Below are 16676 nucleotides of genomic sequence, written 5' to 3' on the forward strand. Positions count from 1 at the left end.
CGATCACGTGCCCGTATAAAAAAGAGGCCCGACCGGAATTCCCCGGGAAAAACCCAAAAACCCGAGGAACATCCGGCCGGACCACCTGCCGGGAGTCAAACTTCCTGACAAGATCTGTTGTAAGGTTATGATCTGCTCTCGCAGCGTCCTTACAAAAGGTATAACGCCGCAGGCCTGGGTTTTGTTTCTCGAAATCGTCGATTTTTCCGCGATGCCGGGAAACCAGCCAACTCCGGGGATCCGCCCGCGCGAAACGACCCGGGATATGGCGCGAAAGGTCAAATGCAGGCCCATTTCGTTTCAAACATTCCCCATTCCCTTTGATCCTCCTCCGGGACCATGCACTGACGGCGGACCACAGTTCTGGAGTCCAACGCTACCCGCCATCACCGAGTTTCTTTTGAAAGCGCTGATCGACCGGGGAAAAACCGCAGCCTTGGTAGAATCGATGGGCCTCCTCAACCCGGTGGTCGCCACTGGTAACCTCGATACGGGCGCAGCCGGCTTGCATTGCCAGTTCGTCGATCGCCTCCAGTAGCCGTTGCCCCACCCCGCGGCGCCGGCAGCCGCTTCGCACGCACATCGCCGTGATCCTTCCGAGCGGCCGGTCGGCATGGAATAGCGGGATCACGTGAAAACTCGCAAACCCGACAATCCCCGCGCCCAACTCCGCTACGATCACCATCGTACCTTCGCCATGGCCTGCGAGTCGCCCGGCCACCGCCTGAGCCGGGCAAGGGTATCCCAGTTGACCGAGAAGCTCCGCGATCGCCTCGCTATCGGAGGGTGCGGCACATCGAATTGTGGGGGAATTCATTCTAGTTGGATCGGGATGGCAGTCCGACCACCTGCCCAAGGAAGAAGGGGTCAAGCCGCCGGAATTCGCGAACAGTCTCTGACCAGAAAGCGATAGGATTCTCAAGAGTCCAGATTTCCTCCAACCGGCGGTGATCGCGATTCAGGTCAATTCACTGCCTGAATACTCCCCCGTCGTTCGGAATCAGTTACAACATCCAATGAGACCCCAAAACTGCCGCTCCTCTGGCGCTTTTTTAGTGTCACCAAAATGATTGAATATGTCGCCAATTGCGCGCGCGATGTGTTCGGCGATTCGTCGGAATGCGGAGGATGGCGAGCCGGTGAAAACTCAGAGCTTCCGCCAGTAGTTCACCGAGAACATTTGATCCGGCGAAACTAATATCGCTTAGATCCGGCGTGGTGACATTTCTCAGTAGCCCCATCGCAATCTGATTCCGGTAAGGATGGCAAAAACCGCGCTTCGCCACCATCTCAGGCCATGTTATCTGCCGGTCAATGAGACGACATCTTACCCTCCCCTTCGCCCTACTGCTGGCCACTCTCAGCGCGGCCGAACCCTCCCGCCAGTGGACCGATACCAAGGGCCGGACGATGACCGGAACTCTGGTCGACAAGTCCGAGACTCACGCCGAGGTCCTGCTCAAAAACGGCAAGCGGGCCAATATCAAGCTAGCCGACCTGAGCCAAGCGGATCGCGAATATGTCGCCGCGGCAGATGTCATGCCAGAGCCCGACATGGAGGCCCGCACGGTCAAGTTGGACTCCAACGAGGCGAACACGAAATACGATGCTCGCTGCGTCGAAGTGACCCTCAGCAAGATGCGCGAGCGCCCCCACTCGCTCACGATCCACTGGCTTGGGCCGAAGGGGAACACGGTCGCCGTCTACGCCTCCGAGACGAAGGAAGTGAACGATGACGGGACGGTGCAATTCAAAATCACCTACAAGGGATCAAAGCGCGGAGTCGGCCCCGACTACAAGGGATTCGTCGTCGGACTCCTTGAGGATGGCGAAACCGGGCCTCGGTGGGTTCAGAAAAGCGCAAGCCAGAAGCCGTTCGAGCGGTTCCTCGATGAGGTGGACGAGGACTGATCAGCCCGCGAAGGAGATCCGCGAGACGACCCGCGCCCACTTCGACACCGAGCGCAATCTGTTCTCCCAGGGCATCAAGGTGCTAAGCCAGTTCTTCATCGACGAGGTCGCCAAATACCGAACCTACGACGGCGACGAGGAGGATGGCCAGAGTGGCGAATACGCACGGATCGCCGAGGATCTCGATACCAGCGCCGAAGTTGTCGTCTACGCCAAGCTCCCCCGCGGTTTCGCCATCCCCACACCCGTGGGCGACTACAACCCCGACTGGGCCATCGCCTTCGACTCCGGCAAGGTGAAGCACGTCTTCTTTATCGCTGAGACCAAGGGCAGCATGTCTTCCCTCCGACTCCGCGAGATTGAGAAGGCCCGCATCGAGTGCGCCCGCAAGTTCTTCACCAAAATCACCTCGGAGCAGATCCACTACGACGTGGTTGTCCCGATCCGGGTAGCGATGAAGGCAATGCGCCATTCCGAAGAGAGGCTCACCACGGCGGTTTATACGGATCAATCCATGCTCCCCGTCGCGGCATCGGTGACTGGTCTCCCGGCCCTTCAATCAGGAAAGCTTTCAGGTGGGCTTTCAGGTGAGCACTCAGGCAAATGCGCACTATCCCGCAACACCACGACACACAACGCGACAGCCGAATTTTCCGACTCGCCTACCGAGCCCGCTAAAAACAAACGGGTTAGCCACGCCATGACACACCCGGACACGAAAAAAGGCAGTTCTTTGGAAGCTGCCTCAAAACTTGAAAATGGCTCCGGCGGTAGGGATCGAACCTACGACCTATTTCACCGCACTCTATATGGCTCTAAGGCTAAATGGCCGACTGAACAGCCACTGAACACTTTAAGCGTGCATCCGCGTGCTTCCTGTTTAGCATTTTGTTCAGTCATCCCCGCCTGATCCCATGGCCACCCTCTATCGATACACCGACAATCCGCAATGGTACGCCCGATTCATGGACGCGAACGGCAAGCGCGTATCGAGAGCAACCGGGACAACCAAGAAGCGCGAGGCCGACAAGATTGCAAACGACCTGGAAGCCAAGGAGCGCGAGAAGAAAGCCGGCGCGTCTCACCTGCCCCGCCAGTTCGCTGTGATCGTGGAAGCCGCCGCGAGGGAAGCCCATGCCGGCGACCTCACCCTTGCCCGCGCCGAGGAATTGATTGAGCGCCTCCATCGTCTCGCCGATCCGAACTTCCGCGTCGTGTCCCTCGATCAACACCTTGGCGAATGGGTGGCGACTCAGGAACGCGACGTGAGTGAAAAGACCGCCCGCATTTACAAGGACATGCGCCGCCGGGTGATTGCTGCCGTTGGCCCGAGGATCGCCGCCGCGCCCGTGGGAGAGCTCACCAAGCGCGACGTGGAACAGGCACTGTCCAAGATCCACAAGACGAAGGTGAAGGGCACCAAGCGGACGATCACCGCGGCAACCGCCAACATGGACCGGAGCGCCCTGCGCCGCGCCCTGCATGCCGCTGTCGAGGCCGGGCTCGCCAAAGCGAACGTTGCCGCCACCGTGCGCCCCCTCACGCAAGACGACAGCACGGAGCGAGCACCATTCACCACGGCGGAAGTCCGCGCCATGATCGACAGCGAAAAGACCCCGGACGAATGGAAGGGCGCCATCCTGCTTGCCGCGCATACCGGCTTGCGACTTGGCGACGTGATCCGACTCGGCCGCGCCCATGTCGAGGGCACCAACCTTGTGATCCGGCCAGAGAAGACGAAGCGCAGCCGCAAGACCCTTTCCATTCCCCTCTCTCCGCCGGCCCTTGGATGGATCGGCAAGCGCAAGGGTGATTTCTTCCCGACTTTGAAGGGGGTGAAGACTGGCACGCTATCGACTCAGTTCACCCGGATCATGGGACGGGCAGGAGTGGCCAGGGACATCACCGAAGCCGGCGACGTGGTGAAGCGCCGGAGCTTCCACAGCCTCCGCCACAGCTTCACGAGCTGGCTTGCTGATGCCGACGTGCACGCGGACGTGCGCCAGAAGCTCACGGGGCATTCCTCCGCCGGGGTTCATGCGAAATACACCCATCACGACGAAGCTCTCGGCCGGGCCGTCGAATTGCTCCCGAGCTTTGGGGCACAGTGATTCGCAACCACAAACCCCGCCGACCCCCGATTCTCAGCGAGAAAGAGCTACCCGGCACTTCACGGAAATATTCCACTGGCGCGCAAGAACGTCTAAGCACGAGCAAGTTGCCGAGCGACAAGTGATTAGAAAGTGCTGAATTCATGGCGACGATTCAACGAGAACCAAGTGGATGCTTTACGGCCATCTGGCGCGATGCGGACGGGAGGCGCCATTCAAGAGCGACAGGCCGAACCGACGAAGCTTCAGCCTGGGAAATCGCCGCCGCACTGGAAGCAGAGGCCCGATTCTGGGAGGATCATGAGGCCGGGGTCTGGCAGAACCTCGCGGGCGCGGAGTTCTCGCCGAGTTACCTTCACGCCGTGTTCATCGGCCGGGCTCACATCCCACTTCCGCGCTTCAAGGAGCTGTTAAAGGAAGCAGGGATAAGGTTTGCAGCGCCTTCGAAGTGGCGAGACCAGCCGAAGCGCCAGCCACGGCCAGGGGAACGGCGATGGCACTGGAATGGCGAGGAACGGACGCTCGACGAGCTTCACGAGATCACCGCGGAGGGTGTCACGCGGGCCGCTCTCCGCTTCCGTCTCGATGCCGGGTGGAGTGTGGAAGATGCGATCGCCAAGCCGCCGATGAGTCGGAGCGAGGCCGGAAAGATGGGAGCGGAGAAGGGCAATGCCACGAGATCGAGAAGGCCACCGCCCCGCACATAGGTAGCCCCCCGCAGCCGCACGCGTCCGCAGCCGTGATGAGCCGCGACAGGGCTGCCGATGAGCAAACAATCCATCGAAGCCGTCCGCGAGGTACTCAGTATCCTCGATAGCAAGTGCGCCCCCCTGGAAGTGAAGTGGATGACCTACGCGGTCGCCTCGCACTACTCCGGGCTTTCAACCGCCCTGATCGAAGACCTTGCCCTTTCCGGCGAGATCGTGAGCACCAACGTGCTGCGCAAAGGCGCATCCCGTGGCCGTCGCCTGATCAAGCGGGAATCCCTCGACGAGTTCATTGAGGCCGGGCTCAACCGCCCGCCCGCCGCCCTGCCGATGAACAAGAGCCGGAAAGGGGATGCCGAATGACCTCGATCGAAGACCACGGACGATTCCGGGCTGATGTACGCCGCCGCCTCGCATCGACCGAAGGAGAGCCCGACCCCGCCGAGATCGTGGAAGAGATCCATGCCGAGATCATCGACCGCGGGATTCTGCCGCCACGGAAAGAGAAGGATGCCGAGCGCGTGATTGAGATCCTCGATCAACTGGAAAGGGGAAGCGAATGAGCGAGCCGCACGACCTATTTGCCGAGGCCAGGGAACGCTACACGATCTTTGATCTATGGCAGACGCTTCGCCTTCCCGGCGAGCCGAGACGCTCTTGCAACTCGCCATTCCGAGAAGAACGCACGCCTTCCTTCTCGATCTTCGACGACGGAAAGGCATTCAAGGATCACGGCAGCGGTGAAGGCGGCGACGTGATCGAGTTCATTCGAGTTGCGATCGGTGGCGATCATCGAGCCGTCCGAGACTGGCTTTCCGACCGCAGCGGCAACCCGCCCCCTGCCCTGCCCCCCCGGCCGGCGCAAGAGCAGCAGCGGGCAAAGGTCATCGAGTGGCCCGCCGAGCTGGTGACAGGCTCCCCCGAGACGTGGAGAGCATTCAGCACGAAAGCGCGGATTCCCTACGCCGCGACCTGGGCCGCCGTTGAGGCCGGCATTCTGCGGTTCTGCAAGTTGGATGATGGCACGAAGTGCTTCGTCGTCACTGACAGCGCCAACCGGGCCGGAGAGATTCGGCGACTCGACGGGGGGCTTTTCGGGAAAAGCAAAGCCTATCCGCTCAAGGGAGTTCGGAAGGAATGGCTACCGGGCGCGGCGATGCTGAGGGGAGCGCCGAAATCCACCGGGGTTTTCCTCACCGAAGGACCGAAGGACTACCTCGCGGCCCTGGGGCTTTACGCCAGATACCGGCGAGACCACCACGGGCGGAACTCATGGATTCCCGCGGCCGTCCTTGGCGCCAAGTGCAACCGGATTGACCCGGAGCTTGTGCCGTGGTTCCGAAGCCGCCGCGTCCGCATCACGCCCGATGGCGACAGCGCCGGAGACGAGATGGCGGAGACATGGAAGCGCATTCTGCTAGAGCTTGGCTGCACGGTGGATGTCGTCACGATGCCGAGGGGCAAAGACCTCTTCGACGTGGCCGGCGAGATCGAACCGGAGGGCTTGTTCCGATGACCCCGGAAATCAAGACGACAGCCCCGCCCTTGTCGCTGAGGGAACGCGCCTATGCCTTGCGCTATGACCCCGAGGTGAAGCCGCCGCCCGATGAAGTATGCCTGACGATCGGTGGCGTCCCTATCGCGGCCCGGGGAAACGTCACGGGAGTTCAAGGCAAGAGCAAGGTGGGCAAGTCCGCTGTGGTTTCCGCCATCCTTGGCGCGGGGCATCGCGGAGCTTTTGCCGCCACCGGGGACACGCTTTGTCTGGAGTGGGCCGGATCTGACGATGGCGCGATTGTCCATCTCGATACCGAGCAAAGTCGGGCAGACTGGCACAACCTTGTTTCGCGTGGGATCATGCGCTCAGGGCTCACCGTCACAAGCCCCCGGCTCGTATCGCTACCGCTGGTAATGTTCGCCCGATCGGAGAGGCTCGAGATTCTGAAGCTCAGCTTGGCGCATGAGATGGAGGAGCGGGGAGCGGTTGACCTCGTGGTGATCGATGGCATTGCCGATCTATGCGCAAGCCCCAACGATGAAGCCGAGGGGCTGCAGTTGATTTCGGAGATCATGGCGTTGGCGCAAAAGTATCACGTCGCCGTGATCTGCGTACTTCACGAGAATCCCGGATCGAAGGAGGCAAAGACCCGTGGCCACCTTGGCAGCGAGCTGAACCGGAAAGCGTTTGCCAATCTGCGGATCGACAAGGACGCGGAGACCAGCATTTCCACTATCTACGGAACCGACATGCGGAGGCGGGACATTCCCAAGGAGCAAGGCTTTTGCTTCGCCTGGGATGACGAAACCGGCATGCACACGTTCCAAGGCAGAGCGGAGGGAGTGAAGGCCGCGCAACGGGGACTTGATGCCATCACGAAGGCTCGCGCCGAGTGGGCCGCGATCTTCGAGCATGCCGAGGAATTCGGGACAATTGGAGAATGTCCCGAATTGACACCAGCCGATGCTGCCGAAATTGATCGGGACATTCGCGGGACAGGCGACGCGGTGAAGCCTGAGACGATGAAGAAGAGAATGCAGCGAGCTGAAAAGCTTGGCGTTCTAAGGAAGACGAAAGCGGGAACTTGGAGTTTGAGGCCGTCGGGACAATCGGGACATGAGCGGGACAAATAGGAAATGTCCCGCGCCGGAATCGGGACAGGGACACAGGGGGGTATATATAATACCCCCCGTGTCCCGACCCGTTCCTTGTGAACCGGAGCAAGTCCGAATCCTCCTCAGCGAGGCAGCATCCCGGCACCTGCTAGAAGCCGGCGAGTGCTTCATGATCGCCGGGAAGTCATCGCACCCGGAGCAACCGGGCCGGATCGTTCTTCACCTGGTCAGCATCCCGAAGCCACAAGCTGACGCCGCGTGCCGTGTCGCACTTGGAACCCATCGGGCGGTGAAGATCCGCCAGCCAGCGACGAAGGGGGCGCGACAGGATGAGGGATGAGCGAGCGAGAGGCTACCCCCACCCCCCCCGGTCGCGGGTCCTTCCCCCCTTCATCTCCACGCGCGCGACCAGCCCGCATAAAATGGCTAGGCACAAAACTTCCATGAAGCCCCACACACACGACGACGACGAAAGCCGCTGCCCTGCCCTCTCCGATCGATCCCGGACCTTCGCCAGCATCGCGCACGCGGCCGCATCGCTGGGGCTCCCCGTCGATGCACTCCGGCTCGCCAAGCATCACGGCTGTCCCGGTTTCCGTCCGAACGGATCGGTCAACGAGCGCGAGCTTGTCGAGTGGCTCCTGTTCGAGTGCCGGCAATTCTGGTCCGACCCGCTCGCGTCTCTCGGCGAGGATTGGCCGAACTTCCCCGAGGAGGCTCGCGCATGGCGAGAAACCCCGCCGGAGGGCTGCGGCGCCGCCAGCGTGGACGAGGGCGCCTTCCAATGGCTCCGCCTGCTACATGGTGACGACGTGATGGCCAGGGCGAAGGAGACCGCCGAGGGCTGGCTCCGCCAAGTCGCGGCCACAGTCCCCGCGCCCCTTCTCGATGGAAGTGCGACATTGCCACCGATCCCGGGCGACTGGACCGGCCCGCTTGGCGACCTATGCTTGCCGGCCCGCTTCCCCGCCGCTGTCCCCGCTTGGCGTCTCGACCTTCACCCCTTCAGCGTACTGCAGGCGGATCGCGTCGAGTTCTGGCAGTGGACCGACATAGGGGTTCGGGATATCGCGGAGATCAACGCAAGACGGATCTACCCCGAGCCGCCGCGCTTTCTCGTGATCCGCGACGACGTGGCGGAACAAATGCCGATCAAGCCGCGGAACTGTGCCGACTACCGATTCGATCACAGGCTGTGGGATTCGCAATTCGGAGAGCCCCGATGTCTGCTCGACTTCCTCCCGCCGGCCACTGACACGAAGCCAGGGGCGAGCCGACCCCGCCGCGGTGCCAGCGAGCCGGCGAAAGCTCGCCAGAAAACCAAGAAATGACCGCCCCGAATCCCGCCCACCTGATCCCCGATGCCGCCGCAATTCTCCGCAAGCATCCGGCCACGATCACCGCTTGGATTGAGGAAGGCTGCCCAGCCGAAGTGACAGCGAAGGGCATCGTTGTTTCTCTGGGCGATGTCATCGCTTGGAGACTCCTTCAACCGGTTCCGCAGCCAGCCCCCGCGGATCGATCCGCCGAGCCGAGGCTTCCGGCGATCCTCCGGCCCTGCGCCGAAGTCGAGCCCTTCACCGATCACGCCCGCCGCCGGGAACTATTCGAACGGCCCGGAGTCCGCGACGAATGGGCGAGACTTGCGGCCGCGGTGAAAAGGCATCTCGCCCCGCTCCCTTCCATCGCCGCGGAGATCCTCGCGGCGACCCATTCGCCCGAAGCGGCGGAGCGCATCGCTGCCGGGATGCAACACATGGTTGACGATGCGGCTCGAGAGCTGGTTCCTGCCGCGGAGCGCCTCAGTGATCGCCGGATGAAGCCTCGCCGGAGCCCTACCAAATGAGCTTCCAAACGCTGCCGTGGTTGTCCTGCGCCTTTCCGAACCCGTGCCTTGGATTCGCCCCGGACGTGTAGCCCTCAACCTCGATGATCGTTCCCCGATCGCCCGCGAGCATTGCCCGGCTTGTCTAGAGTCCAACCACGTTTCCCGAGGCGATCCAGAAATGCCACCGCCGAAAAGATGCGGGCGCCCGCCAGCTACGGCCAAGCATTCGCGGGACAAGGAGCCCGAGCCGGCGCCGGCCCTGGAAGTCTTGACCTCGACCGTCGCCGTGATAAGCCTTTCGCAGCCGTGGCTGTAACCGCGGCCCGCACTCGACGGCCGGAATAGTCACCCGGTCATGCGGAACCAACAAAGCGAGAATATCGGGTCTCTCCCGGAATAGTCATGCCTGACCGCGTGGCGAAGGTGTTACAGCACCGCTCCGGGGGAGACCCGTTTTTGTTGAACATGAAAACGACCAAGAAGAACACGCCGGAGATCAAGCCGTTGAAGATCACCCTCACGTTGAAGGGGAAAGCAGCACAGCGAGTCAGAGATCACGCCAAGGCCGTCGGGGAACGCCCGGCATCAACGATTGCAACGCATGTCTTGTTCGGGTTGCTACTGACCGGAAACGACGAAGAGGCGCAGGAATTCAAGCGCGATTTCGCCGCCCGCTACATCGGGCTTTCCCCGTCCGCGACATCCGAGCTACACCGTCTCGCCGAGCTGGGCACCGCGGACTACCTGAAACGCTACCGGGCGCAGAAAGCCGCCACCGGAAAGGAGGCCGCATGAACCGCTCCCCCTTCGCCACGTTCGAACGCTCCCTGAGTGCCGAGGCCCGTCAGAAGCAAGCCGCCGACATCGAGGCAGGGAAGATCGAGGCCCCGCGCCCGAGGCCAAGGCAAACGAGGAAACGGAAACGGCCAAGCCCCGGCGAGTCCGCGAATCTCTACCTCTCGCCTCGTGTCACCGCCGCGGCCGCGATCACAGCCGAGCGCGAGGGAGTCGCCACGCACGAAGTCTTGCGCCGTTGGACATTGGCCGCCGCGCTTGAAGATCGCCGGCCAGTGATCGACCCCGGGGTATCTCTCGCAATCTCCCTCGTGATCGGGAGCAATGCGCTTCCCGAGGATCTGTTCCTCGAGCTGGCCGCCGAAGCCGACCGGCGAGGAATCGCTCCGGCGACGCTCGCCTTGCAGGCCATTCGTGAAGGGCTGGCGCCCCGACGTTGAAGCCTTCGATCAACTCCTCGTCCTCGACAGGGGGCGGGGCTTTCACTTATCACCAATGTTGAAATGACTCGCGACAAGGAAACGCCACAAGAGAGGATCACGCGGAGAGCCGCCAGCCTGATCGACAAGACCTTTGAGCTTGAAAACAAGCGGGCGCGGATGAGAGGCGAAAAGCCCCCGCACCCATCCAAAGCCAAGCGCAAGGCGTCTGGATATGGCCAAGAGTGGAAGCGAACACTGCCGGCCGCGCCTTGATGAATTCGCGCCCCGCCTGCTTCACCGCGGGCGGGGTTTCGTCTGCCCGGTAGCCACGAGGGGCAGGGCTACGTTTAGCCGGACGTTTCGACCCGTGCGGTAGTCCATCCCGCGACGCTCGCCAGCATGAAGCGCATGGACTGAGGCGGAGAGTACTTGAACTCCATCGGCCCCGCGAATGCCCTGGAAACGGCAAGATGAAGCGAGCCCGCCACCGGATCAACTGCCCGCCCATCTTTCCGAAGCTCCCCCATAGGAAGCCCCTGCTCGCTCGCTCCCTGAAACGTCGCGGATTCGATCCCGTTCCAAGTGCCGCGGAGCATGTCGCTACTCGTCCGCTCGAATTCCTCAAAAGTCAGAAGCACCCCGTCAAACCGCATCCCGCCCGCGAAGATGGTGAGCGAGCAAACGACTTCCAAGCCGTCCGCCTTGCAGACTTCGAAATTGGACACGAGCGCGGCAAGTAGGCGATCCATTCCCGCGAGCCTGTTGGCCGTTGGCTGCCCGGGGAAGTCGAAACGCTTCACGATTTAGCCGAAAGCACGGGCACGGCCACCGCCGCGCTGCCGCTGGTTGAGGAAGTCGCCCAAGGATTTCTTGCTGGCCGCATCGATGATCGCCCGCGCCTGTCCCGCTGGCATCGTCTCGCGGATGACGACCGTCTGATTGACGTTGTAGGTATCGCCCCCGAGGCTCTGGCCCCTGGTGTGATCGATGACCGTTTCGTTCGGGTGGAGGATCGCGGGAAAGCCGCCCTTGCCGTCGAGCCCGCCCGAGCGGGTGCCGTAGCCGGTGAAGCCGCCGCCTTCGAACGTCCCGAGATCGATTGCTCTCGGCGCGCCGGCTGTCGAGATCGAGCCTGAGAAGATGGACGAAACCAGCGAGCCAACGAGGCCGGAGCCATTCCCGCCGTATGACTCGTTCCCAAGGATCCCGCCGAGAATTGCTGCTTTGGCTGCAATCGCCGCCAAGTCGGCAAGCACGGAGCGGGTGAACTCGGCCATGTTCAGCTTGCCCGAGCGGGTGAACTCGTCGATTGCGCTCTCGAGGTTCCCCGTCACGGATTGGCCGTACTCGTTGAGAGTGAGGAAGAGCTTCTCATAGCTCCCCATCGTCGCTTCGACGTGGTTGGTTACGGCAACGAGATCGGTTGTCGCCGCTTCACGGAATTCGCCGCTCGCGCCGGCTGCGCGGTCAAATGATCCAGCGATGCTCTCCGGTCCGGTGGCGATGGAATCCGCCAGGTCATCGGAGAGGGGAATCAGCTGCTCGAACGAGTCCGCAACTTGCTCGAACTCCTTCGGAGGAAGGACCGAGCCTCCAGCCTCCTCGATCTCCTTTGTCAGCGCGGCAATCTCCGCCTTCTCAGCAACCTGGCGTTTGTTGAATTCGAGCAACTCGGCTTCCTTTTCAAGAAGCTCATCCCCGAGCTTTGCCTGCCACTCCAGCTCCTCGGTTTGGCTCTTGAGGCCATTGCGAATGGCTTCCGATGTCGCGGCAGCATCAGCGTCGCTGATCTGACCGGCGCGGCGCTGGTCCTCGACTTCCAGGAGTTGGCGGTTTGCTGCGGCTTGGGCGACGATGACGGGTGGGAGCTCTGCCAGGGCCGCTTTGAGGGATTCAACCTCTGTCCTCGCACGAGACGCGGCCTCGTCGAGATCCATGATCCCGGTGAACGCCTGCGCGGGTCCGCCGAACTGCCGGGCAATATCGAAGTCCCCTCCGCCGGTGATCGTCTTCCCTTGCGCCTGCAGGCTGGCAATCCGGTCCTGGATCGCCCTGAGGTCGGAGAGTCTCTTTTCGATCAGCACCGCATCGCCCCCGTTCTCGAGAGCGGTCGTAGTATCGACGCTCTGGCCGCCAGTCGCCGCCCTCACGGCCTGCTGCAGAACCCGCAACGAATCGACTCCGATCTTCACACCCTCTGCGATGGCGGGGCCAATACCTCCGCCTGCTTTGCCGGCCTCCAAGAAGTCCTGGATGATCTCGGTCAGCACCGGCGAAAGCTCGATTGCGAGCTTCTGCTTCGCTTCGGTGAGGAGCTGATTCGCCTCGGTGAATGCGTCGTTCAGGTCCTCGGCTTTCTTGGCGTCCAGTCGGGTGATCTCAAGACCGTAGTCCTTGAGCGTCTGCTTTGCCTTTTCGAGTGCTGGAGTGCCAGCCTTGAACAGGGTGATCATCTCTTGCCCTGAGCGGCCGAAGAGCTGAGTCGCGAGCGCTGCCTGCGTTGCCGGGTCTTCAATGGCGCCGAGCTGGTCAACGATCGCTTCGAAGGTTTTCTCTGGAGACTGGCCTTTAATCTCGTCGATCGAGACGCCCAGCACGTCGAACGCTTTGACGATGGCGGAGGTATCGGAAACCAGCCCGTTCTTGATGTCCCCGACGTTCCGATTGAGCTTCGCGAGGCCCTTCTCGAGCGTGCTGTTCGAGACGCCGGCAAGCTCCGACGCGTTCCGGTAGGCTTGAAGCGATTCGGTGGCGATCCCGAGCCGGTCCGACTGCTTCGCGAGAGAGTCCGTCACGGCATTGGCCTTGTTCACCATGTCCGTGATCCCCTTCACCGCGGCGATGCCGGCGACCCCGACCGCGGCAAAGGCAACCCCGGCCACCTTCCCGAACTTCAAGAAGCCATCGCCAAGCGCCTTCACATCGCCGGAGGCTTTCGCCAGGGCGCTGCCCGTCTTGTTCTCGGCGGAGATGATGAACTTCGCCTCGCGTCTGGTAGCCATTTGCTACCTGTCGCGGCTCCCTCCCCCGGCCCCCCAGCGAGGCGGAGAAAAGGTCGGAAATCAATCCGCGGAAACGAGCCAATCAAGGAGAGCATTCACCAGCGCGGTGAAGATCCGCGGGGGCGCCTGCTTCGTGATGACCTCAACCGGATTCGGCCCGCCCCTCAGAAGCGGGAACGCCTGCTCCCCATCCTCAAGCTTCACCGTCTCGACAATCAACTCGGCGTAAGCAACCGACTGCGCCCCCGGCTTCGCTTCTCTCGCCGCCTTCGCAAGCTTCAAGGTCTGCTCTCCATTCAAAGGCTGGAAAACCAGCTTGAAAGGGAGCCCTTCAATTTCCACTTCGCGGGGCTTGAGGGCTTCGAACTGATCCTTGAGGAACTCGAGCGGGGAATGCTGATTCGGCATCCCGGTCCTGTCGCGGCTCAGTAAAATGGCCGGGAGTGTTCAGTCAGAGTGTTCAGTCGGATCTGAAAAGTGACCCTGAAACCGTCGCAAGTGACTGGTTTTAAATGGCTCCGGCGGTAGGGATCGAACCTACGACCTAGTGGTTAACAGCCACCCGCTCTACCGCTGAGCTACACCGGATTTAAAACATGCCCCGCTCGGCGGGGCGGGCGGAAGATGCGATCACACCCGCGCGACTGGCAAGGGAAAAATTGAACCGAACCGAGGGAATTTCAGTCCCGGCCGTACCGCTCTCGGAATTGCTTGAGCAGATCGTCGATGCGGTCGCCGCCGGCCGTGGACGCAACGCTTTCTTGTTCGGACGGGTTGTCGCCCGTTTCTGACTGGAGAGGTTCGTCGAACGATCCCGTGGCGTCCGGGGCAGCAACTGGCGGCGGCGCATCGGGTTGCCACGCCGGTTGATCCGGCTGAACGGCGTCGGCGGCGAACTCCCCTTCAGTCCCACGCGGCAAAACCGGCGGACCGCCTACTTCTTGACGTTCTTCTGGCGTATTGGCGATCACCTGGCTTGCGCCACCCCCGTCGATCGACTCGTCGAGATCGGCGATCTTGCGGAGAACCCGGCGGGCGTAGTGCTCGCCCGGCGCCAGCGTCAAACGGGAGCGGATATCGATCGCCCGCCCCGGTACCCGTGCCTCAAGCAACGCGGACATCGCTTCCTCGTCCAGCGGGGCGAGCATGATCTCCATTTCTCCGAGGCGATCCAGTAGGCCGCCGCTCAAGGCCGGGACGAAAGCGCTTTCCCAGATGTCGTCATTGATGGAAACCACGACGTCCACCCTGGGCGCCTGCTGCCGCACCGTGGCGATGAAACTGGCAAAGCGCAGTGCCGACCCGGTGTCCGCATGCATGCCCTCCAAGTCATCCGCGACCACCACCACCCGGCCAATCAGGGAGAGCATCGCGAGGAATCCCGCATAGCGCTCGACCCCGGCATCCGACGTGGCGGACTGAATGATCATCCCCGTGCGCCCGGGATGCTCCGGAACGGCGACCGCGAAGCGGAACAACGAGGCGAGCCAGAACGATGTCTCGTTGAGGGAACTCCCGGCGCGCCGGCTGAGCTCAAGCGCCAGCCGCGGGCCGAGGACTTCGAAATTCTCCTTGGTCCACTGGGCGGTCACCGCCTGCCCGTGATGGAAATCGAAGGTTTCGATCGGTCGCTGGCGAAGCGCACCGAGCGCCGCCTCCCGATCCTGGCACGGAACCTCGCCCGAACTGACCAAGGGCTGGAGAGCCAGCGAGAAAAGCCGACGCGAGAGGAAATCCAGAGCCGTGAGCCCGCCGCCGGCCGGTAGCGCCCGGGTCAGCCGGCGCAAAGCCGCCTCGATCGCCCCGCCGGCGTCGATCCTGGCGCCATCGACGAAGTTGATCGGCAGGAACTCGTGGGTGGTCGCAAGCCGCTGCTGGACGAAGGACAAAAGGTGACTCTTCCCGTAGCCCGCCCGCGGAGCCCGCAGCAGGATCCCCCTGCCCGGGGCGTCCACCGGCGATTTCAACACCCGTTCCATGCGGGCGGTGGCAACGGCATTCACCCCCCCGGCGTGCGGAGCACTGGCTTGACCGAGGGCATCGAAAAACGGCTGTACAGTGAGTTGATCTACCATGGGGGTCCAGATGGCGGAAGCATGGCCACCCCTCCCCCTGCCCACAAGGAAAGAAAGGTCCTGCCAGCCCCAGACCCGGTTGTCGGCCTCCGGCCCCGCGGGGGTGAAGATGCGGCCAACGGAAACCCCGGAAAGAGCCCCGAAACTTCCCTCGGATTTCCGATTGACACCCCATGGTCCGATCCCTAGCTTGCGCGCCCCTCCGCCGCGTGACGCCGACTCCGCGTTCCGGCAAAGGGGATTTTTTTCCGTTCCATCTCATGAAGACGTTTTCCGCAAAGCCGACCGACATCGAGCGCACCTGGCACGTGATCGATGCCAAAGACAAGATCCTCGGCCAGGTCGCCGTCGAGGCAGCCCGCCTGCTGCGCGGCAAGCACAAGACCATGTTCACCCCGCACATCGACACCGGTGACTTCGTCATCGTGATCAACGCGGACAAGGTGGTTCTCTCCGGCACCAAGGAAAACGACAAGATCTACACCCGTTTCTCCGGCTGGGTCGGCGGCCAGAAGGTCGAGACTCCCCGCATGGTGCGCAAGCGCCGTCCGGTCCTGCTTGTCGAGGATGCCGTCTGGGGAATGATCCCCAAGAACCGCCTCGGCCGTGCCCAGTTCGGCAAGCTGAAGGTCTACGCCGGCCCCGAGCACCCGCACGAAGCCCAGCAGCCGCAGGCTTACGAAATCGCCTGAACCGGCAGCCCGAACCCCTTTTTGAAATGAGCGAAGTCAAGAACCTCAGCGCCACCGGCCGCCGCAAGAATGCCGTCGCCCGTGTCCGCATGACCGAAGGCAGTGGACAGATCACCATCAACGGCCGTTCCTTCGAGGACTACCTGCCGACCCTGCCCCTGCAGAACACCGTCCTGGCTCCGTTCCAGCACGCCAACCTGCTGAACAAGTTCGACGTCACCGTCACCGCCGCCGGCGGCGGCACCCACGGCCAGGCCGGCGCCATCCGCCTCGCCGTTGCCCGCGCGCTCACCATTTTCGAGCCGGAACTCCGCAAGGTGATCAAGCCGCACGGCCTGCTCCGCCGCGACCCGCGCATGAAGGAACGCAAGAAGCCCGGCCGCCCCGGCGCCCGCAAGCGCTTCCAGTTCTCCAAGCGCTAATCCGCAACGCTCTTCCAAAGGCCGCATCCCGCTCCGGGATGCGGCTTTTTTCATGCCTTCGTGGTTGATCTCCCCCCCCCCCCCCCCCCCCCCCCCCC

General features: G+C 62.6%; 17 protein-coding genes, 1 tRNA gene and 1 pseudogene. 13 read left to right on the forward strand and 6 right to left on the reverse strand.

What is annotated here, in order from left to right; genetic code table 11:
• Positions 1–376: 376 nt before the first annotated feature.
• Positions 377–817, reverse strand: a complete 441-nt coding sequence (locus IG178_RS26365; RefSeq protein WP_193211995.1) for a GNAT family N-acetyltransferase — start codon at positions 815–817, stop codon at positions 377–379.
• Positions 818–1314: 497 nt separating this feature from the next.
• Between IG178_RS26365 and IG178_RS07895 the strand changes: the two genes are divergently transcribed.
• The 11 genes and pseudogenes from IG178_RS07895 to IG178_RS07945 all read left to right on the forward strand — a co-directional run bounded on the left by IG178_RS07895 (position 1315) and on the right by IG178_RS07945 (position 10405).
• The gene (locus IG178_RS07895) at positions 1315–1911 is read left to right on the forward strand and encodes a hypothetical protein (RefSeq protein WP_193211996.1); all 597 of its coding nucleotides are present in this window, start codon (positions 1315–1317) and stop codon (positions 1909–1911) included.
• Between the two features lie 109 nt (positions 1912–2020).
• A pseudogene (locus tag IG178_RS26155) lies at positions 2021–2347 on the forward strand (restriction endonuclease); the annotation flags it as partial.
• 478 nt (positions 2348–2825) lie between these two features.
• The gene (locus IG178_RS07905) at positions 2826–4022 is read left to right on the forward strand and encodes a site-specific integrase (protein ID WP_193211997.1); all 1197 of its coding nucleotides are present in this window, start codon (positions 2826–2828) and stop codon (positions 4020–4022) included.
• A gap of 764 nt (positions 4023–4786) precedes the next feature.
• Positions 4787–5092, forward strand: coding sequence for a hypothetical protein (locus tag IG178_RS07910; RefSeq protein WP_193211998.1), 306 nt, complete (start codon positions 4787–4789; stop codon positions 5090–5092).
• Positions 5089–5292, forward strand: coding sequence for a hypothetical protein (locus IG178_RS07915; RefSeq protein ID WP_193211999.1), 204 nt, complete (start codon positions 5089–5091; stop codon positions 5290–5292). Before IG178_RS07910 ends, IG178_RS07915 begins: the two co-directional genes overlap by 4 nt.
• Entirely contained in the window at positions 5289–6245 is a 957-nt protein-coding gene (locus IG178_RS07920) for a CHC2 zinc finger domain-containing protein (protein WP_193212000.1), read from the forward strand. The genes IG178_RS07915 and IG178_RS07920 overlap by 4 nt, the downstream gene beginning before the upstream one ends.
• Positions 6242–7360 (forward strand): AAA family ATPase, encoded by a 1119-nt coding sequence (locus tag IG178_RS07925; protein WP_193212001.1) that lies wholly within the window; start codon positions 6242–6244, stop codon positions 7358–7360. The genes IG178_RS07920 and IG178_RS07925 overlap by 4 nt, the downstream gene beginning before the upstream one ends.
• A 425-nt stretch (positions 7361–7785) precedes the next feature.
• On the forward strand, positions 7786–8673 hold the full coding sequence (locus IG178_RS07930) for a hypothetical protein (protein ID WP_193212002.1): 888 nt from the start codon (positions 7786–7788) through the stop codon (positions 8671–8673).
• Complete coding sequence (locus tag IG178_RS07935; RefSeq protein WP_193212003.1) at positions 8670–9188, forward strand: hypothetical protein; 519 nt, start codon at positions 8670–8672, stop codon at positions 9186–9188. Before IG178_RS07930 ends, IG178_RS07935 begins: the two co-directional genes overlap by 4 nt.
• A 384-nt stretch (positions 9189–9572) precedes the next feature.
• The gene (locus IG178_RS07940; RefSeq protein WP_193212004.1) at positions 9573–9965 is read left to right on the forward strand and encodes a hypothetical protein; all 393 of its coding nucleotides are present in this window, start codon (positions 9573–9575) and stop codon (positions 9963–9965) included.
• Positions 9962–10405 carry a hypothetical protein gene (locus tag IG178_RS07945; RefSeq protein ID WP_193212005.1) on the forward strand — a complete coding sequence of 148 codons (444 nt, stop codon included), beginning with the start codon at positions 9962–9964 and terminating at the stop codon, positions 10403–10405. Before IG178_RS07940 ends, IG178_RS07945 begins: the two co-directional genes overlap by 4 nt.
• Positions 10406–10734: 329 nt before the next feature.
• Here IG178_RS07945 and IG178_RS07950 read toward each other — a convergent pair whose 3' ends face one another.
• The 5 genes from IG178_RS07950 to IG178_RS07970 all read right to left on the reverse strand — a co-directional run bounded on the left by IG178_RS07950 (position 10735) and on the right by IG178_RS07970 (position 15464).
• Positions 10735–11187, reverse strand: coding sequence for a hypothetical protein (locus IG178_RS07950; RefSeq protein WP_193212006.1), 453 nt, complete (start codon positions 11185–11187; stop codon positions 10735–10737).
• 3 nt (positions 11188–11190) lie between these two features.
• Positions 11191–13269, reverse strand: a complete 2079-nt coding sequence (locus IG178_RS26160; RefSeq protein ID WP_193212007.1) for a phage tail tape measure C-terminal domain-containing protein — start codon at positions 13267–13269, stop codon at positions 11191–11193.
• Between the two features lie 180 nt (positions 13270–13449).
• Positions 13450–13797, reverse strand: a complete 348-nt coding sequence (locus IG178_RS07960; protein WP_193212008.1) for a hypothetical protein — start codon at positions 13795–13797, stop codon at positions 13450–13452.
• A 105-nt stretch (positions 13798–13902) separates the two neighbouring features.
• Positions 13903–13977: transfer RNA gene (locus IG178_RS07965), tRNA-Asn, on the reverse strand.
• 92 nt (positions 13978–14069) lie between these two features.
• Complete coding sequence (locus tag IG178_RS07970) at positions 14070–15464, reverse strand: hypothetical protein (RefSeq protein ID WP_193212009.1); 1395 nt, start codon at positions 15462–15464, stop codon at positions 14070–14072.
• 260 nt (positions 15465–15724) lie between these two features.
• On the opposite strand from IG178_RS07970, the gene rplM reads away from it, so the two are divergent.
• Entirely contained in the window at positions 15725–16156 is a 432-nt protein-coding gene (gene rplM, locus IG178_RS07975; RefSeq protein WP_193212010.1) for a 50S ribosomal protein L13, read from the forward strand.
• A 26-nt stretch (positions 16157–16182) separates the two neighbouring features.
• A complete protein-coding gene (rpsI, locus tag IG178_RS07980; RefSeq protein WP_193212011.1) occupies positions 16183–16578 on the forward strand; it encodes a 30S ribosomal protein S9 in 396 nt (131 codons plus the stop codon).
• Positions 16579–16676: the final 98 nt, after the last annotated feature.

This window comes from Neoluteolibacter marinus, from assembly GCF_014904755.1.
GTDB classification, from domain to species: domain Bacteria; phylum Verrucomicrobiota; class Verrucomicrobiia; order Verrucomicrobiales; family Akkermansiaceae; genus Haloferula; species Haloferula marina.